Below are 21,112 nucleotides of genomic sequence, written 5' to 3'. Positions count from 1 at the left end.
CTGCCCGCACCACACAACGAACATCATGACCAGCAGACGAAATTTTCTCTCGGGTGCAGGCGCCATCACGGGCGCTCTCGCAGCCGCATCGGTGAGCAAAGTCGCCATGGCGGCCCTGCCTGAACCGATGATCCAGACCAAGCCGGACACACAGCCGCCCCTCGTCCCGAGCACAGGCCGCCAGTACAACCCGGTTGTCACACTCAACGGATGGACGCTCCCCTGGCGCATGAACAACGGCGTCAAGGAATTCCATCTTGTCGCCGAGCCAGTGGTGCGCGAGATGGTCGCGGGCTTCAAGGCGCATCTCTGGGGCTACAACGGCCAGTCGCCAGGCCCCACGATCGAGGTTGTCGAGGGGGATCGGGTCCGCCTGTTCGTCACCAACAAGTTGCCAGAGCACACGAGCGTCCACTGGCACGGGCAGCGGCTTCCCAACGGGATGGACGGCGTCGGTGGGCTGACGCAAAAGCACATACCACCTGGCAAGACCTTTGTCTACGAGTTCGTCGCGCGCCGTCCCGGCACTTTCATGTACCACCCGCATGCCGACGAGATGACGCAAATGGCGATGGGGATGATGGGGTTCTGGGTCACCCACCCGAAGGGGAAGCATCCCCTGATCGATGACGTCGACCGCGACTTCGTCTTCCTGCTGAACAACTACGACATCGATCCGGGTGCCTACACGCCGAAGATCATGACGATGCTGGACTTCAACATCTTCAGCTTCAACAGCCGCATCTTCCCGGGAATCGACTCGATGAACGTCAGGATGGGCGACAAGGTCCGCATTCGCATGGGAAATCTGACCATGACGAACCACCCCATCCACCTGCACGGCCATGAGTTTCTGGTCACCGGGACTGACGGCGGGCCCACTCCCAAGAGCACCCGCTGGCACGAAGTGACCACGGATGTCGCTGTGGGCCAGATGCGGCAGGTCGAATTTCTCGCGGACGAGGAGGGCGACTGGGCTTTCCATTGCCATAAAAGCCACCACACGATGAACGCCATGGGCCATGACGTGCCCACCATGATCGGCGTGGACCATCGCAACGTGGTCAAGCAGATCACAAGCCTCGTCCCCGACTACATGGTGATGGGAGAGCGTGGCATGGCCGACATGGCGGAAATGCCGATGCCGCTGCCAGACAACACGGCGCCCATGATGAGTGGTGAAGGCCCGTTTGGGTCCATGGAGATGGGCGGCATGTTCACGGTCGTGAAGGTGCGTCGTGACCAGAAGCCGGGTGACTACAAGAACCCCGACTGGTTCAAGCACCCCGCGGGCACGGTCGCCTATGAGTTCACTGGCACCTTGCCGCCGGCGCCAAGCGCATCGAACGCCGGTACGGGCTCCATGCCGGCGAAGGTGGCCCCCAAGCAGGATGTGGAAGTCAAGGTCCGGAAACCTTCGGCTGGGCATTCCAAGCATTGAACTGGCAAGTGAAACCACGTTTCTCGAAAGGAACAGCAAATGAAAGTAATGAACGCACTTCTCGCCGCATCCCTGTTGGCTGTCTCGCTGGGTGTGTCTGCCCATGAAAACCATGCCAAGGCCAAGACCACTGCCGTAAAAAAGGAGCAGAAGGATTGGGGCATCGCCGGCGATGCAAAAGCCGCAAAGCGCACCATTGAAGTCTCCATGCTCGACACCATGCGCTTTTCGCCCGACAAGATCGAAGTCAAGCAAGGCGACACCGTCCGCTTTGTTGTGAAGAACTCCGGGAAGATGATGCACGAGATGGTCATCGGAACCAAGAAGGATCTGGACGAGCACGCAGCGCTGATGGCCAAGTTCCCGAACATGGAACATGATGAGCCCTACATGACCCACGTCGGACCAGGCAAGACCGGTGAAATCGTCTGGACATTCAACCGACCCGGCGACTTCGACTTCGCGTGCCTGATCGCCGGCCACTACCAAGCCGGCATGGTTGGCAAGATCAAGGTCGTCGCCGGCGACAGCAAGGCTGATGGACATGGCAAAGCGCACAAGCATTGATGCGGGTCGACGGAACTTGATTGGGGCAGCTTCGGTGGCCGCCGCGCTGACCTTCGTCGACTCCGCGCTTGCAAACGCTCCTGTGCAAGTGGAGCTTTGGAAGGACCCGAGTTGCGGGTGCTGCCAGGACTGGGTTACCCACCTGCAGTCCGGTGGCTTCGTGGTCAAGGTCCATGACGTCGGCAACAACGCCGTCCGCGCACGACTTGGGATCGACCGCAAATACGGCTCATGTCACACGGCCCTCGTAGCTGGGTACGCTATCGAAGGACACGTTCCGGCTGCAGATATCCGGCGGCTACTGCGCGAGCGGCCTCAAGCCTTGGGCTTGGCCGTGCCTGGGATGCCCGTAGGCTCTCCCGGAATGGATGGTGCGGTCTACGGGGACCGCAAAGATCCGTACAGCGTGATGCTGCTGGCCAAAGACGGCAGTGCAAGCGTTTATCGGAAGTACGCAGGCAAGACTGAAGGAGCGAAATCATGACGCGCAACAAAATCCGGACCGCCCTCAGCGGCGCCCTCGTGGCTATGACGGCCGCACTCGCGATGCCGTCGCTGGCGCAGTCGACCATGACCGACGCCGAGGTCCGCAAGGTCGACAAGGAGAGCAAGAAGATCACTCTCAAACACGGCGAGATCAAGAACCTGGACATGCCACCAATGACGATGGTGTTCAACGTCTCCGACCCGAGCATGCTCGACAAGGTGCAGGCCGGCGACAAGATCCGCTTCAGCGCCACCAATGACGGCGGGAAGTTCACCGTCACGGAAATCCAGCCGGTGAAGTGACGCTGGCGCATTGCCGATGTCGCACGAGCTCTTCCGGGTGAAGACCGCGAGCCCAGAAACACTGGAGCTTCTCGTGGCCTACGGCGCTGTTGGTGTGCTGGTGATGCTCGCCTTGGTGGGCTTTCTTGTCTGGCGTGGCAAGCGGGAGGGTACGGGTCATCCGTCCGTACGTTCCCGCGGGTCGCGCGCGAAGAAGCTGCGGAGACGGTGACAAACGCCGCAGGCGGTTCTCGAACATGTGAGCGAGAAGACGGTTTTTCGAGGAAGCGGGGCAGCTAGCCGGCTGTGACATGCCGGGTTATCCATGCGTGAAGGCGCAATCATTTACTCGGAGAACACAATGCGCGACCATAAGTTCAATGCATGCATTGAAGCGTGCAACGCGTGCGCAATTGCATGCAGTCACTGTGCTGCGTCCTGCCTGCAGGAGCAGGACGTCAAGATGATGGCGCGCTGCATCGCACTGGACGTCGACTGCGCCGAAATTTGCGCCTTGGCGGCAGCAGCAATGGCGCGCGCCAGTGAGAACGTGAAGGCGATCTGCGCCGCGTGTGCGCAGGTTTGCCAGGCATGTGGGGACGAGTGCGCGAGGCACGATATGGAACATTGCCAGCAGTGCGCCAATACTTGCCGCCGATGCGCAGAAGAATGCCGTAGCATGGCATCCATGGCTTGAGTCTCAACCAGTTAGCTCGAAGGAAAAATCATGATCAAACAAACGCGAATCAGGAACATCATCGGAAGCTTGATGTTCGCAACCGCATTGACGGCTGCCCCCGCCGCAGTGGCACAGGCTCATCAGCAACACGGCGCGAGTGCTGCAACTTCATCTCCCATGGACATGAAGTCCATGATGAAAGAGATGAACGATAAGATGAATTCGATGCCGATGACTGGCAAGCCCGACATCGATTTCGCCATGATGATGCGTGTCCACCACCAGGGCGCCATCCACATGGCGGAGGCGGAACTCAAGGCCGGCAAGGAACCAGAGATGCGCAAGATGGCACAGAAGGTGATTGCTGCACAGAAGAAGGAAATTGCCGAGCTCGACAAGTTCCTGGCGAAGCACGGCCACCCCGCGGAAAAGAAATAGGCGTTCGTCGGATGGCGGCACGCTTCCATAGACGGTGCTGCCAGATAACCAAACCGTCATCTTCGGGTCACCGACCCGTCGATCCCAGGTCCTTAGAGTTGCATCTGTGCTTGACCGGCTTCTCTCTACAGAGAGCGGTGCCTGTAGCTCAACCTCAAGGAGTACCTGATGAAGTCAAAGATGAACGTCCTGTTTGCCGCTGGTTTGCTGTCCCTCGGCATGGCGAGCGCCTTCGCTGCAGAACTGACCGCTGGCGAAGTCCGCAAGGTGGATACGGAGCAAGGGAAGGTCACCCTGAAGCATGAGGCCATCAAGAATCTCGACATGCCGCCCATGACCATGGTGTTTCGTGCCGAGAAGCCCGAGCTGTTGAAGGACCTGAAGCCCGGCGACAAGGTGCGCTTCGCAGCGCAGTCGGTTTCCGGCGCCATCGTGGTCACCGAAATCCAGCAAGCCAAGTAAGGTGCGGTCGCTCCCCGTCACGCGCTAGTCGTCGGGAAGATCAGCGTCAGCGTTGTGCGGCCTTCAGCAACATTGCTCGAGGCCGCAACTTCGCCGCCGTGCGCCTCCATGATGGAGCGGACGATGGCCAGCCCCAGGCCTGTCCCTCCACTCAGGCGGGCACGCGAGGCGTCCACCCTATAGAAGCGGTCGAAGATGCGCCCCAGATGTTCCTCGGGTATGGGCTCTCCGACATTGTTGACGGCCAGGGTTGTGCGGCCCTCAACACCGCCGATGGTGATGCTGACCGCGGATCCGGCACGGGCATGACGGATGGCGTTGGACAGCAGGTTGGTGATGGCTCGCTGTACGAGTAGCGGATCCGCCCGCACGTTCGCCTGGCCGACTACTTGAACGGAAACCTCCTTCTCCTCGGCAACCAACGACAGGTACTCGGCTACCCGCGCCGCTTCGTCATGCAGGAGGACGGATTCGAGTTGCAAGGCTGCGGGCCCGTGGTCGGCTTGCGCGATGAACAACATGTCGGAGATCAATCGCGCCAGGCGCTCGAGTTCTTCGATGTTGCCCACCAGGACCTCACGCAACTCCTCCGGACTCCGGCGCTGCGACAGCGCCACCTGGCTTCGTCCGAGGAGGGTTGCAACGGGCGTACGCAGCTCGTGCGCGAGATCGGCCGAAAACTCCTGGAGACGTCGATAGCCGCTGTCGATGCGCTCCAGCATCGCGTTCAATTCCTCGGCAAGCTCGCGCAATTCTTCCGGCAACCCGGCTGCCGACAGGCGCTGGCTGAGGGACCTGGCGCCGATCGAAGCCGCCAATCGGCGGAACCTGCGGAGCGCGGAAAGACCCGTTCTGGCGATCAACCAGGAACCCAAGGCGACAGTACCGAGCAACACAGGCAGGCCAAACAGGCTCGCACGCAGGAATCCGCGCAACAACCGGCCGTCCTGACGGGTGTCCAGCGTGACGTAGAAGCGGACAGGCGTACCGTCGCCGACTGGCGCTTGCGCGCGCACTGCCTTCATCTGGACGCCAGGGCGTGGCGTCCAGCGAACCTGCGCTCCCTCTGCACCTGCGGTGTCGAGGACACGCACGGACTCCGACGCCGTAGGGGAGAAAGTAAGGAGCACGTTGCGACTTCGCGGATCCACCAACGCGAGGTGCACGTCGTCATGCCCGATCAGGAGATCACCGAACCTGTGCCGATTCGCGGCGACGGCGTCGCTCGAGGGAAGTTCTGAAAGGATGTGCGCTACCAGCTCCCGTTTGCCAGCGAGCTCGCTGGCCGATCGTGCTTCGAGCTGCTGCGCAAGCGCCCAGTACCCTACAGCGACTCCGGCACCGATGATGGCGAGGCCGAAGAGCGCGCTTGCCGCTGCGAGGCGACCGGCGAGCGAGAGCCGCTGCAGCGACAGCCACGGGATCAACTACGGCGCTCCAGAACGTATCCCACGCCACGCACGGTGTGTATTAGTTTCTCCTCGAAGGGATCGTCGATCTTGGCGCGCAGCCTACGCACGGCGACTTCAACCACATTGGTGTCTGAATCGAAGTGAATGTCCCAGACGAGCGAGGCAATCTGGGTTCGCGACAGGACCTGTCCCGTCTTCTGTGCCAGCAACGATAGCAGCGCGAACTCCTTCGCCGAGAGGTCGATGCGCTGCCCGTTTCGCGTGGCGCGGTGCCGAACCGGATCGATCTCCATGTCGGCGACCCGCACGACCGGGTCAGCCGGCACAGCCTGGTTGCGCTTGAGCAGCGCGCGCACGCGCGCCAGCAGCTCTGGGAACTGGAACGGCTTGACCAGGTAGTCGTCCGCCCCCAGGTCGAAGCCGCGGACCTTGTCGTCCACGCGATCCCGGGCAGTGAGCATTAATACGGGGACTTGTCGGGATGTACGCAGCGCGGACAGCACTGCAAACCCGTCTATACCAGGCAGCATCACGTCCAGGATCACGAGATCATGGTCCCCATTCGCCGCCGCGTGCAGGCCGTCCGTGCCGCTATGCGCCACCTCCACGGTGTAGCCGCTCTCGGCAAGGCCCTGCCGGAGATACTCCGCCGCCTTCGTCTCGTCCTCGACAACCAGAATCTTCACTGTCTCACCATTTCAGGGAAGCGAAAAGCTATCGCTTCCGCATCGTAACGGCGTTGCTCGCGGCAACGCTGAACCTGACCAATTCGTAATCGACAAGTCACGGCCCCGTCGCGCCTGCTTTCCTAAAGTAGCTACGCGATGCAGCAGACCTGCATCCCGACGATCCGAACCGGAACGCCGCCCTCAAATTTCAAGGAGTTGAACATGAACCCCCGCAAGACCCTCATCGCCATCGCGGCGCTCGCAGCCTCCCTTCCCGCCGCCTACGCCGGCAACTTTGTCGGTGGTGAAGCTGGCTATGACACTCATCCGGCAAACAGCGGTCTCAGCCGGTCACAGGTCCAGCAGGAGTACCGGGCCTTCCGTGACCACCCGGTGTACTCTGACGGCACGGTGATGCTGCAAGGCGAGGCGGGCTACGTCTCCGCAAACCAGGGCGTGTTTGCCGACCGCCAGCCGAGTGGCCCGCACACGCACGTGCTGGGCAATACGGGTGCGCCGGCCGCAGCCGTCGCACCCATGAGTGACGCCGAGCGCCGGGCTTACCGCCAGCAGTACATCAACTAGGCCCCGAGCCTCGAGACGACGGCCGCGTTTGCGGCCGTTTCTCGTTGTGGAACAAGCCTGGCCGAAAGTTCTTGACTCTCCCCTCGTGGGATGGTTCAGACTTGCCGACTGACACCCCACGCTACCGAGGCATCCATGCAGCATGAAAAAGACCGCGCCGACACCGGCCACCATCATCCCCCCGCACCGCCTACTGAAGCCGACGGGGCGAAGACGAAAGACCCGGTCTGTGGAATGACTGTTCCGGCCGATTCCGTCCATCACTCGCAGTACGAGGGACTGCCCTACCACTTCTGCAGCGCGGGGTGCAAGAAGAAATTCGACGTGGAGCCACTCAGGTACTTGGCGCCAGTTGGCCGCGCCGAGCCTGCAGCCACGATGATTCCTCCTGTACCGGGGACCGTCTATACCTGCCCGATGCATCCGCAGATCCGGCAGGACCATCCCGGCAACTGTCCCATCTGCGGCATGGGGCTCGAGCCCCTGATGCCCAGCCTCGACGATGACGACAACCCGGAGTTGAAAGATTTCAGCCGGCGTTTCTGGTGGACATTGCCGCTGACCGTGGTGGTGACCTTGCTGGCCATGTTCGGCCATGGAACCGGCTGGCTTGACATGAGGACGCAAAGCTGGGTCGAGCTCGTGCTCTCGCTGCCGATCGTGCTGTGGGCGGGCTGGCCATTCTTCGTGCGAGGTTGGCAGTCGGTCATCAACCGCAGTCCCAACATGTGGACGCTGATCGGATTGGGCACCGCAGCGGCTTTCGTCTACAGCGTCGTGGCGACGGTCGCGCCAGGCGTGTTCCCGGCCGAATTCAACCAAATGGGGCGCGTGGCCGTGTACTTCGAGGCGGCTGCGGTGATCATCTCGCTGACGCTGCTCGGGCAGATGTTGGAGCTGAAGGCGCGCTCCCAGACCTCCGCTGCGATCAAGTCCCTGCTGGGACTCGCCCCCAAGACGGCGCGGCGCATCCGCACCGACGGCACCGAGGAGGACGTGCCCCTGGTCCAGGTCCACGTCGGAGACTTGCTGCGCGTGCGTCCCGGCGAGAAAGTGCCTGTCGACGGCGTGGTCGTCGACGGCAGCAGCGCGGTCGACGAATCCATGCTGACCGGCGAGCCGATGCCAGTCTCCAAGCGCCCCGGCGACAAGCTGATCGGGGCCACCATGAACACGGCGGGCGCCTTGACGCTGCGAGCTGAAAAGGTGGGCTCCGCCACAGTGCTGTCGCAAATCGTGCAGCTGGTGGCCCAGGCGCAGCGTTCGCGCGCGCCAATGCAGCGCATGGCGGACGTCGTGGCGGGCTATTTCGTCCTTGGCGTGATCGCCATCGCGGTGCTGACCCTGCTTGTGTGGGGCTTCATCGGGCCGCAACCGAGCTGGGTGTACGGACTGATCAATGCAGTCGCGGTCCTGATCATCGCCTGCCCTTGTGCGCTGGGGCTGGCAACTCCGATGTCAATCATGGTGGCGACGGGGCGCGGAGCGACGCAAGGCGTGCTGTTCCGGGACGCCGCCGCGATTGAGAACTTTCGCAAGGTCGATACCCTGATTGTGGACAAGACCGGCACCCTCACGGAAGGGAAGCCGGCCTTCGAGCGCACGGTCGCGGCGGAAGGATTCAGCGATGAACAGGTTCTACGCCTGGCCGCCAGCCTCGACCAGGGCAGCGAGCACCCGCTGGCGGCGGCGATCGTCCAAGCCGCGCGGGATCGCGGCCACGCGCTGGGCAATGTGGAAGGCTTCGAGTCGGGTTCGGGTATTGGAGTCACCGGCAAGGTCGATGGCCTGTCACTGGCGCTCGGCAACACCGCCCTGATGGAGCAGGCCGGCATTGACAGCAGCCGCCTGACGTCGGCGGCGGAAGCACTGCGGGCGGAAGGTGCGAGCGTCATGTACCTCGGCGCGGACGGCCGCCTGGCCGGGCTGCTGGCCGTGTCGGATCCGGTCAAGGCCAGCACTCCAGAAGCATTGCAGGCGCTTCGTACAGCCGGCATTCGGGTGATCATGGCGACGGGCGACGGGGTCACGACGGCCAGGGCCGTGGCCAAGCGGCTCGGGATCGACGAAGTTCACGGGGAAGTGAAACCTGCCGACAAGCTCCAGCTGGTGACGCGCCTGCAGGCCGAAGGCAAAGTGGTTGGCATGGCAGGCGACGGCATCAACGATGCGCCGGCTCTCGCAAAGGCGGATGTAGGCATCGCGATGGGCACCGGCACCGATGTGGCCATGAACAGCGCGCAGGTCACGCTGGTAAAGGGTGATCTGCGCGGCATCTCCATCGCCAGGCAGCTGTCCGATGCGACCGTCGCCAACATGAAGCAGAACCTCGGCTTCGCCTTCTTCTATAACGCGCTCGGCGTGCCGCTCGCCGCCGGCGTGTTGTACCCTCTGACCGGCTGGCTGCTGTCACCGATGATCGCGGCGCTGGCGATGAGCCTGAGCTCCGCTTCGGTGGTGTTCAACGCCCTGCGTCTGCGGAAGTCGCACCAGGATTGATCTCGCGGGAGTTCCATGCATAGACGCGGCCTTCTGTCCTCCCTCGCGCTGGTGCTCCTGCCGCTGCAGGCATGCACCTCACTGCGCGCTGGTCGCAAGCTGCGGGAGTTCGAGCTTGTCACGATGACCGGAGATGCTCAGATCGACTCCACCAAGGCCCCGGTACCGGTCTGGACGTATGGCGGATCAGTGCCCGGGCCGCAATTGCGGGTGCGACAGGGCGATCGAATACGGGTCGCTGTTTCCAACCGACTGTCTCAGCCCACCACCGTGCACTGGCACGGCCTGCGCGTGCCGAACGCCATGGACGGTGTCCCTCACCTCACGCAGCATCCGATCGCGCCAGGTGGACGCCACGTCTATGAGTTCGACGTTCCCGACGCTGGCACCTACTGGTATCACTCCCATTTCCAGAGTTCGGAACAGCTGGACCGGGGCTTGTACGGCACAGTGATCGTCGAAGAGCGTGACCCGATCCCGGTCGACCGAGACCTTACCTGGGTGCTTGATGACTGGCGCATCACGCCGGCGGGCCGGATCAGCGAGACCTTCGGCAACGCGCATGACATGGCCCACGCCGGACGCATCGGCAACGTGGTGACGGTGAACGGCTCGGTGCACGAAGAATTTAGCGTGCGGGCTGGCGAGCGGCTGCGGATGCGGCTCGTGAACGCGGCCAATGCCCGCATCTTCGCGCTCGCCTTCCACGGCCACCGCCCGCTCGTGATCGCGATCGATGGCCAGCCCGTGGAGCCGCACGAGCCGGCGGGAGGACGTGTGGTGATTGCACCCGGGATGCGGTGTGACTTGCTGCTGGACGCCGCGGGAAGGCCAGGTGAGCGGCACGAAGTACACGACCTGTTCTATCCACGGGATCGCTACGTGCTCATGCAGTTCGTATACGACCAGCAGGCGCCTCTGCCGCGCCGCTCAGCGGCCATCGTGTCCCTGCCGGCCAACACCGTTCCTGAGCCGGATCTCGTAAACGCAGGCACACACGAGATCGTGTTCGAAGGCGGGATGATGGGCACTCTGCATCAGGCGTTGCTGGATGGCAAGCCAACCGACATGCGCGGGATGCTGGGACGTGGCAAGGCCTGGGCAGTCAACGGCCTGGTGTCCGATGGTCATGAGATGAAGCCGATGCTGGAACTGCAGCGAGGACGCAGCTATCGCCTGCGCATGCGAAACGAAACCCGCTGGCACCACCCCATTCATCTGCACGGCCACACGTTCCGGGTGCTCGGGCGCAACGCCAAGCCCACCGAACATCGGGAGTGGCAGGACACCGTGCTCATGTCGCCTGGCGAGCAAGTCGAGATCGCCTTCGTGGCCGACAATCCTGGCGACTGGATGTTCCACTGCCACATTTTGGAGCACCAGGACGGCGGAATGATGAGCGTGCTGCGGGTTAGCTGACTCGGGTGCTGCCACGAGATGGCAATGGTGAACTGACGAGCAACGCCAGTTCGTCCAAGGCCCAGCACGTGTGGAATCACGAGGTCGCAGGACGCCTTCTCCAGAACACCGGCCGCGACTTGGCAGTGGCAGCATCGCGCGGCCTGTGCAGCAGCAGATACGCGGCGGGTAGGACGAACATTGACAGCAGTGGCGCCGTGATCATGCCGCCGACCATCGGCGCGGCAATCCGCTGCATCACTTCCGACCCCGTGCCGGAACCCCACATGATCGGAAAGAGGCCGCCCAGGATGACGGCTACCGTCATGGCCTTGGGCCGCACGCGGAGCACCGCACCCTCACGGATCGCATCCAGCAAGTCCGGCAGGGTCCCCTTGCCCTGGTCCACGCGGTCCTTCCAAGCATGCGTCAGGTACAGCAGCATGATCACCCCGAACTCCGCGGACACACCGGCCAAAGCGATGAAACCGACCGCCCCTGCCACCGAGAGGTTGTAGTCGAGGAAGTAGAGCAACCAGATGCCGCCCACCAGCGCGAACGGCAGCGTCGCCATGATCAGCAGCGCGTCGCTGAAGCGCTTGAAGGTGAGGTACAGCAAGACAAAGATGATGAGGAGCGTGAAGGGGACAGCGATCTTCAGCTTCGCCGTCGCGCGCTCGAGGAATTCGAACTGCCCCGACCACGAAACGGAGTAGCCGGGTGGCAGCGTCACCTTCTCCGCGACCGCCTTTTGCATGTCGAGCACCGCCGAGCGGAGATCTCGATCGCGGATGTCCACGTACACCCACCCCGAGAGGCGCGCGTTCTCGCTGCGCAGCATGGGCGGTCCGTCCGTCACGCGAATATCGGCCACGTCGGCGAGCACCAGGCGGCTGCCGCGCTCGGTGACCACCGGCAACGCGCGCAGCTTCTCGAGCGAGTCACGAACCTCACGCGGATAGCGCACGTTGATCGGAAAGCGCTGCAGGCCTTCGACCGTCTCGCCGACATTCTCGCCGCCCACCGCGGAGCTCACAACGGACTGGATGTCGGCCACCGTCAGGCCGAAACGCGCTGCCGCATCCCTGCGGATGTTCACATCCACGTACCGTCCGCCAGTGAGGCGCTCGGCCAGCGCACTCGTCACACCGGGCACGTTCTTCAGCACGCGTTCGATTTCAACGGTGGCACGTTCGATCTGGGCGAGGTCCTGGCCGGCCACCTTCACTCCGACCGCGCTCTTGATGCCAGTCGCCAGCATGTCGATGCGGTTGCGGATCGGAGGCACCCAGATGTTGGCGAGTCCGGGGACCTTCACCACGCGATCCAGTTCCTCCACCAGCTTGTCCGTCGTCATTCCCGCGCGCCACTGGTCGCGTGGCTTGAACTGGATGGTGGTCTCGAACATTTCCAGGGGTGCCGGGTCGGTGGCTGTCTCCGCGCGTCCCGCCTTGCCGTACACCGTCGCAACTTCGGGCACTGTCTTGATCAGCCGGTCGGTGATCTGCAGCAGTTCCCCTGCCTTGGAAGCCGAAAGTCCGGGCAGTGCCGAAGGCATGTAGAGCAGGTCGCCCTCATCGAGCCGCGGCATGAACTCGCCCCCGATGTGCTTCAACGGCCAGATGCTGACGACCAGCAGCACTGCCGCAACGAGAAGCGTGAGCTTCGGGGCACGCAGCACCCGCTCCAGCAGCGGCCGGTAGGCCGCGATTAGCACGCGGTTCAATGGATTGGACTTTTCATCCGGGATGCGCCCGCGGATCAGGTACCCCATCAGCACCGGAATGAGGGTGACGGACAGGCCCGCGGCGGCGGCCATCGCATAGGTCTTGGTGTAAGCCAGCGGGGAAAACAGCCGGCCTTCCTGCGCTTCGAGGGTGAAGACCGGAATGAACGAGAGAGTGATTATCAGCAGCGAGAAAAACAGAGCCGGGCCGACTTCGGATGCGGCCTCTCCGATCACGCGCCAATGGGCTGCGCCTTCCAGCTTCTCGCCAGGATGCTTGTGGGACCATTGTTCGAGGTGCTTGTGCGCGTTCTCGATCATCACGACCGCCGCGTCCACCATCGCTCCGATGGCAATGGCAATGCCGCCCAGCGACATGATGTTGGCGTTCACGCCCTGGTAGTACATGACGATGAAGGCAGCCAGGATGCCGAGAGGCAACGACACGATTGCCACCAGCGCCGAGCGCATGTGGAACAGGAAGATGAAGCACACCACCGCGACCACCGCGAACTCCTCCAGCAGCTTGAAGGACAGGTTGTCGACGGCACGCTGGATCAGGTTGGAACGGTCATACACAGGCACCAGTTCCACGCCCTTCGGCAGGCTGGCCTTCAACGACTGCAGCTTCGCCTTGACGGCTTCGATCGTCTCCATGGCATTCTTCCCCGAGCGCATCACGATCACGCCGCCGACCGCCTCGCCCTGCCCGTCCAGCTCGCCGATGCCGCGGCGCATTTCCGGGCCGAGCTGGACACGCGCGACATCGCCTAGCCGCACCGACACGCCGGCGGCCGTGGTCGTCAGCGGAATCTGGCGGAAGTCGTCCAGTGACTTCAAGTAGCCGGAGGCGCGGACCATGTACTCGGCCTCGCCCATCTCGAGCACCGAACCGCCCGCCTCCTGGTTCGACTTTTGCAGCGCCTCGATCACCTTGGTATGGGGGATCATGTACGCGGCCAGCTTTTCGGGCTGCAGCACCACCTGGTACTGGCGCACCATGCCGCCGATGGTGGCCACCTCGGCGACGTTGGGCACGGTCTTGAGCTCGAATCGCAGGAACCAGTCCTGCAGCGCGCGCAGTTGACTGATGTCCTGCGTCCCGCTGCGGTCGACGATTGCGTACTGGTAGATCCAGCCGACGCCCGTCGCATCCGGCCCGAGCGCGGCCTTCGCCGAAGCTGGCAGCCGCGACTGCACCTGGTTGAGGTATTCCAGCACGCGGGAGCGCGCCCAGTACAGGTCGGTGCCATCCTCGAACAGCACGTACACGAACGAGTCGCCGAAGAACGAATACCCCCGAACGGCTTTCGCCCCGGGCACCGACATCATGGTTGTCGTGAGCGGATACGTGACCTGGTTTTCGACGATCTGCGGCGCCTGGCCCGGATACGTCGTGCGGATGATCACCTGCACATCGGAAAGATCCGGCAGCGCGTCCAGCGGCGTGCGCACCAGCGCGAAGATGCCCCAGGCCGCGATCACCACCGTAGCCAGCAAAACGAGGAAGCGATTGTGGATCGACCAGTCGATCAGGCGCGCGATCATTGCCTGGCTCCGAGCGCCGGTGCGCCGGCAGCGCGCGTGACGCGGGTGAGCTGGGGCAGTCCGTCCTTGCCCATCACGAACTCGAAACTCACCTGATCGCCCGCCTTCAAGTCCGCGGCAACCTTGTCACGGGCGGGCGGCAGCTGGAAGTCCATGGTCATGGCACCCCACTTGATGGAGGGGATCGGCCCGTGCGACAGCGTCAACGCCTCCTTCGTGACCGCCTCGATCTTCGCCGTACCTTGGTGCACCGGGCCGGCGGGGGCGGCCGACTGCGCTGGCGCCGTTGCCGCCGCCGACGCCGGCGGCGATGCTGCTCCGGCCGCTGCCGGCGCGTTGTTCAGGCGCGCTTCGACGCCGCGCAAGCTGGCTTCCGAGTCGACCAGGAACTGCGAGGAAACCACCACGCGCTGCCCCGCCTGCAAGCCTTTCCTGATCTCCGACTGACCGCCGCTTTCGGTTCCTGGCTCCACCTCGACCGGCCGGAACCTGCCACCCGCCTCCGCGACCATGACCACGGTGCGCTGCCCGGTGTAGATCAGGGCCTCGGTCGGGATGAGCACGCTGCGCCGTTGCCGCGGCTCGGTGAACTCCATGGACACGAACATGCCCGGCACCAGGAATGCATTTTTGTTGGCGAGCTCCACGCGGGCCTTGATGGTGCGGGTGGACGGATCGACGCTGGGCAGGAGCTGCTCCACCTTGCCATTGAAGCGTTCTCCCGGCTGCATGGGACTCTCGGCCACCACGGGCGCGCCACGGCGCAGCAGGTGCGCCTGGCTTTCCGGAATCTCCGCGTTGGCCCACACGGTCGCAAAGTCGTTGACCTTGAACATGGTCGTGCCCATGCCCACCGCCATGCCGTCGCGCACGCCAATCTCCGTCACCAGGCCGGTGATCGGGGACGTGATGTCAACGCGCGGATCGGGGCGACCACTGGCTTCGACGCGGCGGATCTGGTCATCGTTCATTCCAGCCAGTCGCATGCGGGCCTTCGCGCCTTCGATCAGCGGACCCAGGTCGTTGCCCTTCATGCGGCGCAGGCCGAGGAACTCTTCCTGTGCTGCGATCCAGTCCGGTACATAAAGCTCCGCCAGCACCTGTCCCGCGCGCACGCCGTCGAGCGTTGCACGCACGTGCACCCGCTGCACGAAGGCCGAAGCGCGGCTCTGCACCACGGCCTGGTTGCGCTCGTTGAACACGATGGTGCCAACCGCCTGCAGCTTCGTGCCCACTGCCCCTTCGGTGGCGATCGCGGTGCGGATACCCAGGTTCTGCTGCACGCGCGGGCTGATCGAAACCATGCCCTGGTCGCTTTCGCCACCGGCGAACACGGGCACGAGCATCATGTCCATGAAAGGCGACTTCGCAGGCTTGTCGAACTTGTTCTGCGGCACCATGGGGTCGTGGTAGTAGAGGATCTTTCGGCCGCTCACCGGGTCGGTGTCGCCTGCCTTCAACCCGCTGGCGATGTGCCGACGCGTTGCGTCCTCGCCCTCGGCTGCGCCACTGGCGGCAGCCGTAGCCCCGGCCGCCGGTGGCGCAGCCCGCTGCGTGCCGAGCCAGTACATGCCCGCGCCGCCCGCCACGAGGGCGGACGCGACGAGAGTGCCGATCAGGAGTTGCTTGCGGTTCATGTGAGTCGCCTTGTCATCGCACGTCCTGCGGGACGATGAAATTCAGTCGGGCCCAGACGCGCGCGGTGTCCATTTCGAGCTGCAGCACCTGCATCTGGGCATCGAGTTCCTCGCGGCGCGCCGCGAGCACGGCCAGCAGGTCGCCTTTGCCGCTGCGGTAGGCAGAGATCGCACCTTCGGTGCGACTGCGTGCAGCCGGCAGCAGCTCCGCCTGTAGTCGGATGACACGCTGCCGGTCCGACTCCCACTCGGTCAGTTGGACTCGGATCGCCCCCTCTTGTGCCGCCAATGCGTCCTGGTAGCGGGCCTGCGCTTCTGTCAGCGTCGCCAGCTTGGCCGCGACTTCCCGGCCCTGCCGGTCACCGCGGTTGATCGGCAGCGGAATCGAAACGCCGATGGAGAACATGTCCGGGTACGCGGGTCGTCGGCCGTACATCGCCTCCACGGTCACATCCGGGTGCCGGTTGGCCTGCGCCTGCCGCACCTCTGTCTCGGCGGCGGCAACCTGGGCTTGCAGCACCTGCAGGGCAGGAAGATCCTGCAGACGCTGCAGCAGCGCGACCGCAGCGGGCGGCTGATGCCAGGGCACGTTGCCCGCTGGAGCCGCAACGGCAGCCTCTTGCCCAATCCATCGCGCCAGCATGACACGCGCGCCTTCCACCTGGCGCTGCGTTTGGCGAAGCCTGTCTTCGATGCTAGCGATGGCACCACGGGCGGCAAAAACGTCGGCCTGGCTGCCCCGACCGGTGCGGAAGGCGAGTTCGGCCCCCTCCACCTGCAAGCGGTTCTCCTCAACCTGCTGCCGAACCAGCTGTGTGAGGAGTTGGGCGTAGCGCTGCTCGATCCAGGCAAGGGCCGACTCGCGCTCGATCATCGCTGCGGCCTCGCGGCGCTCGGCGCGCACGCGTTCGCCATCGCGCTGCACACGCTCCACGCGCAGGCGGCGCTTGTCGCCACGGGTGAGCTCCTGCATCACGCCGATGCGCTGCATGGTCATGTCGTCGCGCGACAGGCTGAAGCGTGCCGGGCCGCTCAGCGGCACGTTCTCGACGCCAAGCTTGAGCACCGGGTCGGGCAACTGTCCGGCGGCCACAGCGAGCTCACGGGTGGCGCCGGACGCCGAATCAAAGGATTCGAGCAGTCGGGAACGCGAAAGTGCCAGGCGCTGCGCTTCCTGAAGGGAAAGCGCAGGCTGCGACCAACTCGGCAGCACAGGGGCGACGAGGCAGCCAGCTATGACAAGCCGGCGGAGCGAGATAAAGGAAATCATGGAACCTCCGAAAGCGAGCCGAACTGCCCGGCAGATGCACGGGCAGGCGATGCTTCAGGAGGTCAAATGCGGAAGCAGCAGTTCGCTATCGCCAGTGGAGGGCTGGCGTTGGGTCGTACCGGAATGCTGGGAGGTGGCTCATTCCGTGTCACCCGCAGGGGGACGGTCAGTACGACGCCCAAGTCGTGGATGGAGGCGAGGGCAGGCACCTGGTAAGTGTCGGACGTCTGATGCGAGCCTTGGCAATGCGCCTGGCAAAGACCGGCTTGCTCGTCGTCCATTGCCCGAGACATGCTCTCCGCGCATGGCATGCCGGCCTCGGTCATCTGCGCAATCTCGACAGCGCGCGCCGCAGCCGGACAGCTGTAGCCGGCAAGTGCCAGTTGCGCAAACACCAGTGCCCACAGTGCCAGCAGCACTGTGAAAAGGCGGTGGCGACGCAGGCGGGACATGGCGGGAAGTTTAACGGAAAGCGACGCATTTCACCGCGCCACCCCAAATCGTTCGCCTCTGATCAACGGACTGCCGCGTGCGACCCGTGCACGTGACCTCGCCCGGATTTGGACACCCGCGCCTGGCCATTCAGCGAAGCCTTGTCCAGGCCTTTGAGGATGCCGCACGCCGCCGCGTCGCGCGCCGCGCCGCACTGCTCCCGCAAGGCTTTGAGCTCCGTCTGCAAGTGGCGCAGCTCCTTGATCCGGGCAGCCACGTGCTCGATGTGCTCGTCCAAGAGCTCGTTGACCTCCTCGCAATTTCGCTCCGGGGCGTCCTTGAAGCGCAGAAGCGTCTTGATCTCGCCTAGCGTCATGTCCAGCGAGCGGCAGTGGCGGATGAAGGACAGCCGCGCGACGTGCGCTTGGCCGTAGACCCGGTAATTGGACTCCGTCCTGCCGGCCGTGGGCAGCAAGCCCTCGGCCTCGTAATAGCGGATCGTTTCCGTTTGCGTCCCCGTGGCCTTCGCCAGTTCGCCGATTTTCATTGCGTCTCCACTGTGAGCCGCCGCCTGTGGAGCCGGGAAGCGGCCCGCTTGACTCTCTAGCGGCTTTAAGGTTTCTAATTGAAGCATGAAAACAAAAACGTCGCCCGAAGTCGAGTCTGAGTCCTGTTGCGGAGCCTCCTGCGCGCCCGCCGTTGCTGCCGAGGTTCAGCCGCCGGACGAGTGCTGCGGCTCGCCGGCGACCGCGGCGGTGCAGCCGGTGGTTTTCACGGGAAGGCGCTACCGGATCGCCACCATGGATTGCAGCTCCGAGGAGTCCGAGATCCGGCGCGCTTTGGAAAACGTCGCAGGCGTCCGCTCGCTGGGCTTCCAACTCGGCGCCAGGCAACTGCGCATCGACGCTGACGCCGCCGCCTTCGCGCCGGCCCTAGAGGCCATCCGCAAGGCAGGCTTCGACCCGCAGCCCCTAGACGCCCCCGAGCTGGTGGCGCGGAGCGAAGCCGAGGCGCACGCCGACGGCGACGAGCACGACCACGACCACGCTCCCGAGGCTGGCGCGAAGCGCTTGGGCCTCGCCCTCGCTTTCGCCGTGGGCGCCGAAGCGCTTTCCTTCTTCGCCCCGGAGGCGCTCCCCTGGAAGATCGCCGGCATGGCCTTGGCGGCCATCGCAATCTGGCTGGCGGGACTGGACGTCTACAAAAAGGGCATGGCCGCTCTGTTCCGAGGCAAGCTCAACATCAACGCGTTGATGTCGGTGGCGGTCACCGGCGCCTTCTTCATCGGCGAGTGGCCCGAGGCCGCGATGGTGATGGCGCTCTACGCGATTGCGGAGCTGATAGAAGCCAAAGCTGTCGACCGCGCCCGCAACTCGATCAAGGACCTGCTGGACATGGCGCCGGAGAAGGCCCTCGTGCTCGCGCCCGGCGGCGCGTGGGTCGACACCCCGGCGGCCGAGGTCCCGGTGGACGCGGTCGTGCGCGCGCGCCCGGGCGAGCGCGTGGCTCTCGATGGCGTGATCATCAAGGGCGAGAGCGCGGTGAACCAGGCGCCCATCACAGGCGAGAGCATCCCGGTCGACAAGGCGCCAGGAGATCAAGTCTTCGCCGGCACCATTAACGAGACGGGCGAGATCGAATTCCGGGTGACGGCAGCCTCGGCCAACACGACGCTGGCCCGCATCATCCACGCGGTGGAGCAGGCGCAAGGCGCGCGCGCGCCCACGCAGCGCTTCGTCGACCGCTTCGCGGCCGTCTATACGCCGGCGGTGTTCGCGCTGGCGGTGGCCACGGCGGTCTTGCTGCCTTGGCTGGCCGGTGCGACTTGGCTCGAATCTGTCTACAAGGCATTGGTGCTTCTGGTGATCGCCTGCCCCTGCGCCTTGGTGATCTCCACCCCCGTCACCGTCGTGAGCGGACTCTCGGCCGCCGCGCGCCGCGGCATCCTGATCAAGGGCGGCACGTTCCTCGAGGAAGCGCGCCTGCTGAAGGCCGTCGCCCTGGACAAGACCGGCACCATCACCGAGGGCAAACCGCGCCTGGTCGACTTCAAGGCTTGGGGCGGCGCCGACGAGTCCCGCGCCAAGCGTCTCGCCGCGGCTCTCGCTTCGCGCTCGGACCATCCGGTGTCCAAGGCGATCGCGACGGGCCTCGCGATCGATTCCCCGCCCGTCGACGACTTCAAGGCGCTGGCGGGCCGCGGCGTCGAGGGCGCGGTCGAGGGCGAAAGGCTCCTGCTGGGGAATCACCGCGTCATGCACGAGCGCAGCCTGTGCGGCCCCGAACTCGAAGCGGAGCTCGCGCTGCACGAGGCGAAAGGTCGGACCATCACGATGCTGGCCGGCCCCGCGGGAGTCATGGCGCTGTTCGCGGTGGCCGACACCATCAAGGAGAGCTCCAAGGAGGCCATCGCGGACCTCGCGAAGCTTGGCGTCGCCTCCGTCATGCTCACCGGCGACAACCAGGCCACGGCGCAGTCGATCGCAAAGCAAGCCGGCATCGGCGACGCGCGCGGCGACCTGCTGCCGGAGGCGAAGCTCGACGCCATCCGCGACATGCAGAAGCGCTACGGCGCGGTGGGCATGACCGGCGACGGGATCAACGACGCGCCTGCTCTGGCCCAGGCGGACGTCGGCTTCGCCATGGGAGCCGCCGGCACCGACACCGCGATGGAGGCGGCCGACGTGGTCATCATGAACGACGACCTCCGACGCGTGGCCGAGACGGTGCGCCTCTCGCGCAGGACGCACTCCATCCTTTGGCAGAACATCGCCGTCGCCCTGGGCATCAAGTCGGTGTTCCTCGTGTGGGCCGTCTTTGGCGAGGCGAGCATGTGGATGGCCGTCTTCGCCGACATGGGAGCGAGCCTGCTAGTGGTCGCCAACGGCCTGCGTCTGCTGGGAGGCCGTTCCGAGTCCGCCCCGAAGGGCGCCGACGCATGAGCGGGATCCGAGGCGTCCAGACGGCAAGCGCCGCCCCCATCGCCAAGGCGGCATGGGCCGAGCGCACGCGGACGGCGCTGCCCTGGTGGGGCTTGGCTGCGGCGGCGATCGTCGCCGACACCGCCACCAAGCACTTGGTGCGCAGCCGCATGGTTGAAGGGGAAGCCCTGCCCCTGGCGCCATTCTTCAATCTGGTGTCCGCGCGGAACTTGGGAGCGGCGTTCAGCTTCCTCGCCGACGCGGGCGGCTGGCAGCGATGGTTCTTCGTTGTCCTGGCCCTCGTGGTCTCCGCCGTCCTCGCTTGGATGCTGAGCGCGAAGCGCGACCGGATCGAAGCCTTCTCCTACGCCATGATCCTGGGCGGCGCCGTCGGCAACGCCATCGACCGCTTCGTGTTCGGAAGCGTCACGGACTTCCTGGACTTCCACCTCGCAGGCTGGCACTGGCCCGCGTTCAACGTGGCCGACATCGCGATTTGCGTGGGCGCCGCTTGCTTGGTGGCCAGCTCGTTTAAGCGCTCCCGCGCTAGCGATTGAGTTCCGCGACGGCCAGGCTGGTGGCCGAGTTTTGGGCGCGCGTCGCCTAAGCCGGGGCGGTCAGCTCGCCTGCGGGCATCCGCCATGCGTCGTTCAAGCCTCGC

At 64.7% G+C, this 21,112-nt stretch carries 19 protein-coding genes; 12 read left to right on the top strand and 7 right to left on the bottom strand.

What is annotated here, in order from left to right; translation table 11 throughout:
- Positions 1-25 precede the first annotated feature (25 nt).
- The 7 genes from WG902_RS20545 to WG902_RS20515 all read left to right on the top strand — a co-directional run bounded on the left by WG902_RS20545 (position 26) and on the right by WG902_RS20515 (position 4,355).
- The gene (locus WG902_RS20545) at positions 26-1,441 is read left to right on the top strand and encodes a multicopper oxidase family protein (RefSeq protein WP_340062069.1); all 1,416 of its coding nucleotides are present in this window, start codon (positions 26-28) and stop codon (positions 1,439-1,441) included.
- A 39-nt stretch (positions 1,442-1,480) separates the two neighbouring features.
- Complete coding sequence (locus WG902_RS20540) at positions 1,481-2,008, top strand: cupredoxin domain-containing protein (RefSeq protein WP_340062068.1); 528 nt, start codon at positions 1,481-1,483, stop codon at positions 2,006-2,008.
- The gene (locus WG902_RS20535; protein ID WP_340062067.1) at positions 1,980-2,492 is read left to right on the top strand and encodes a DUF411 domain-containing protein; all 513 of its coding nucleotides are present in this window, start codon (positions 1,980-1,982) and stop codon (positions 2,490-2,492) included. The genes WG902_RS20540 and WG902_RS20535 overlap by 29 nt, the downstream gene beginning before the upstream one ends.
- Positions 2,489-2,797 (top strand): copper-binding protein, encoded by a 309-nt coding sequence (locus tag WG902_RS20530; RefSeq protein ID WP_445263714.1) that lies wholly within the window; start codon positions 2,489-2,491, stop codon positions 2,795-2,797. The genes WG902_RS20535 and WG902_RS20530 overlap by 4 nt, the downstream gene beginning before the upstream one ends.
- Positions 2,798-3,101: 304 nt before the next feature.
- The gene (locus tag WG902_RS20525; protein ID WP_340062066.1) at positions 3,102-3,473 is read left to right on the top strand and encodes a four-helix bundle copper-binding protein; all 372 of its coding nucleotides are present in this window, start codon (positions 3,102-3,104) and stop codon (positions 3,471-3,473) included.
- A gap of 30 nt (positions 3,474-3,503) precedes the next feature.
- Entirely contained in the window at positions 3,504-3,893 is a 390-nt protein-coding gene (locus WG902_RS20520) for a DUF305 domain-containing protein (protein ID WP_340062065.1), read from the top strand.
- 168 nt (positions 3,894-4,061) lie between these two features.
- Complete coding sequence (locus tag WG902_RS20515) at positions 4,062-4,355, top strand: copper-binding protein (RefSeq protein WP_340062064.1); 294 nt, start codon at positions 4,062-4,064, stop codon at positions 4,353-4,355.
- Positions 4,356-4,372: 17 nt separating this feature from the next.
- On the opposite strand, the gene WG902_RS20510 is transcribed toward WG902_RS20515, so the two are convergent.
- The gene (locus WG902_RS20510) at positions 4,373-5,782 is read right to left on the bottom strand and encodes a heavy metal sensor histidine kinase (RefSeq protein ID WP_340062063.1); all 1,410 of its coding nucleotides are present in this window, start codon (positions 5,780-5,782) and stop codon (positions 4,373-4,375) included.
- Positions 5,779-6,453 (bottom strand): heavy metal response regulator transcription factor, encoded by a 675-nt coding sequence (locus tag WG902_RS20505; protein ID WP_340062062.1) that lies wholly within the window; start codon positions 6,451-6,453, stop codon positions 5,779-5,781. The genes WG902_RS20510 and WG902_RS20505 overlap by 4 nt, the downstream gene beginning before the upstream one ends.
- A 138-nt stretch (positions 6,454-6,591) precedes the next feature.
- Here WG902_RS20505 and WG902_RS20500 point away from each other — a divergent pair, with 138 nt between their 5' ends.
- The 3 genes from WG902_RS20500 to WG902_RS20490 all read left to right on the top strand — a co-directional run bounded on the left by WG902_RS20500 (position 6,592) and on the right by WG902_RS20490 (position 10,938).
- A complete protein-coding gene (locus tag WG902_RS20500; protein ID WP_340062061.1) occupies positions 6,592-7,020 on the top strand; it encodes a hypothetical protein in 429 nt (142 codons plus the stop codon).
- A gap of 135 nt (positions 7,021-7,155) precedes the next feature.
- Positions 7,156-9,519 (top strand): heavy metal translocating P-type ATPase, encoded by a 2,364-nt coding sequence (locus tag WG902_RS20495; protein ID WP_340062060.1) that lies wholly within the window; start codon positions 7,156-7,158, stop codon positions 9,517-9,519.
- A gap of 15 nt (positions 9,520-9,534) precedes the next feature.
- On the top strand, positions 9,535-10,938 hold the full coding sequence (locus WG902_RS20490) for a multicopper oxidase family protein (protein ID WP_340062059.1): 1,404 nt from the start codon (positions 9,535-9,537) through the stop codon (positions 10,936-10,938).
- Positions 10,939-11,014: 76 nt separating this feature from the next.
- On the opposite strand, the gene WG902_RS20485 is transcribed toward WG902_RS20490, so the two are convergent.
- The 5 genes from WG902_RS20485 to cadR form a co-directional block, all read right to left on the bottom strand.
- Complete coding sequence (locus WG902_RS20485) at positions 11,015-14,191, bottom strand: efflux RND transporter permease subunit (protein WP_340062058.1); 3,177 nt, start codon at positions 14,189-14,191, stop codon at positions 11,015-11,017.
- Positions 14,188-15,828 carry an efflux RND transporter periplasmic adaptor subunit gene (locus tag WG902_RS20480; RefSeq protein WP_340062057.1) on the bottom strand — a complete coding sequence of 547 codons (1,641 nt, stop codon included), beginning with the start codon at positions 15,826-15,828 and terminating at the stop codon, positions 14,188-14,190. The genes WG902_RS20485 and WG902_RS20480 overlap by 4 nt, the downstream gene beginning before the upstream one ends.
- 13 nt (positions 15,829-15,841) lie before the next feature.
- The gene (locus tag WG902_RS20475) at positions 15,842-17,098 is read right to left on the bottom strand and encodes a TolC family protein (protein ID WP_340062056.1); all 1,257 of its coding nucleotides are present in this window, start codon (positions 17,096-17,098) and stop codon (positions 15,842-15,844) included.
- Between the two features lie 62 nt (positions 17,099-17,160).
- Positions 17,161-17,550 carry a hypothetical protein gene (locus WG902_RS20470; protein WP_340062055.1) on the bottom strand — a complete coding sequence of 130 codons (390 nt, stop codon included), beginning with the start codon at positions 17,548-17,550 and terminating at the stop codon, positions 17,161-17,163.
- A 62-nt stretch (positions 17,551-17,612) separates the two neighbouring features.
- On the bottom strand, positions 17,613-18,077 hold the full coding sequence (cadR, locus tag WG902_RS20465; RefSeq protein WP_340062054.1) for a Cd(II)/Pb(II)-responsive transcriptional regulator: 465 nt from the start codon (positions 18,075-18,077) through the stop codon (positions 17,613-17,615).
- 85 nt (positions 18,078-18,162) lie between these two features.
- Between cadR and WG902_RS20460 the strand changes: the two genes are divergently transcribed.
- Complete coding sequence (locus WG902_RS20460) at positions 18,163-20,472, top strand: heavy metal translocating P-type ATPase (protein ID WP_340062053.1); 2,310 nt, start codon at positions 18,163-18,165, stop codon at positions 20,470-20,472.
- Positions 20,469-21,008 (top strand): signal peptidase II, encoded by a 540-nt coding sequence (lspA, locus tag WG902_RS20455; RefSeq protein WP_340062052.1) that lies wholly within the window; start codon positions 20,469-20,471, stop codon positions 21,006-21,008. The genes WG902_RS20460 and lspA overlap by 4 nt, the downstream gene beginning before the upstream one ends.
- Positions 21,009-21,112: the final 104 nt, after the last annotated feature.

The sequence above is a fragment of the Ramlibacter sp. PS3R-8 genome (assembly GCF_037572435.1).
In the GTDB taxonomy this organism is placed as follows: Bacteria; Pseudomonadota; Gammaproteobacteria; order Burkholderiales; family Burkholderiaceae_C; genus Ramlibacter.
Note: the sequence above shows the minus strand (reverse complement) of the source record. Positions and strands in the feature narration are given on the sequence as shown.

Bases quoted from the DNA above. Each gene is read 5' to 3' on its own strand.
- WG902_RS20485 (WP_340062058.1), bottom strand. From the start codon at position 14,191: ATGATCGCGCGCCTGATCGACTGGTCGATCCACAATCGCTTCCTCGTT.
- WG902_RS20535 (WP_340062067.1), top strand. From the start codon at position 1,980: ATGGACATGGCAAAGCGCACAAGCATTGATGCGGGTCGACGGAACTTG.
- WG902_RS20495 (WP_340062060.1), top strand. From the start codon at position 7,156: ATGCAGCATGAAAAAGACCGCGCCGACACCGGCCACCATCATCCCCCC.
- lspA (WP_340062052.1), top strand. From the start codon at position 20,469: ATGAGCGGGATCCGAGGCGTCCAGACGGCAAGCGCCGCCCCCATCGCC.
- WG902_RS20470 (WP_340062055.1), bottom strand. From the start codon at position 17,550: ATGTCCCGCCTGCGTCGCCACCGCCTTTTCACAGTGCTGCTGGCACTG.
- WG902_RS20475 (WP_340062056.1), bottom strand. From the start codon at position 17,098: ATGATTTCCTTTATCTCGCTCCGCCGGCTTGTCATAGCTGGCTGCCTC.
- WG902_RS20545 (WP_340062069.1), top strand. From the start codon at position 26: ATGACCAGCAGACGAAATTTTCTCTCGGGTGCAGGCGCCATCACGGGC.
- cadR (WP_340062054.1), bottom strand. From the start codon at position 18,077: ATGAAAATCGGCGAACTGGCGAAGGCCACGGGGACGCAAACGGAAACG.
- WG902_RS20480 (WP_340062057.1), bottom strand. From the start codon at position 15,828: ATGAACCGCAAGCAACTCCTGATCGGCACTCTCGTCGCGTCCGCCCTC.
- WG902_RS20460 (WP_340062053.1), top strand. From the start codon at position 18,163: ATGAAAACAAAAACGTCGCCCGAAGTCGAGTCTGAGTCCTGTTGCGGA.
- WG902_RS20525 (WP_340062066.1), top strand. From the start codon at position 3,102: ATGCGTGAAGGCGCAATCATTTACTCGGAGAACACAATGCGCGACCAT.
- WG902_RS20500 (WP_340062061.1), top strand. From the start codon at position 6,592: ATGCAGCAGACCTGCATCCCGACGATCCGAACCGGAACGCCGCCCTCA.
- WG902_RS20530 (WP_445263714.1), top strand. From the start codon at position 2,489: ATGACGCGCAACAAAATCCGGACCGCCCTCAGCGGCGCCCTCGTGGCT.
- WG902_RS20540 (WP_340062068.1), top strand. From the start codon at position 1,481: ATGAAAGTAATGAACGCACTTCTCGCCGCATCCCTGTTGGCTGTCTCG.
- WG902_RS20515 (WP_340062064.1), top strand. From the start codon at position 4,062: ATGAAGTCAAAGATGAACGTCCTGTTTGCCGCTGGTTTGCTGTCCCTC.
- WG902_RS20520 (WP_340062065.1), top strand. From the start codon at position 3,504: ATGATCAAACAAACGCGAATCAGGAACATCATCGGAAGCTTGATGTTC.
- WG902_RS20490 (WP_340062059.1), top strand. From the start codon at position 9,535: ATGCATAGACGCGGCCTTCTGTCCTCCCTCGCGCTGGTGCTCCTGCCG.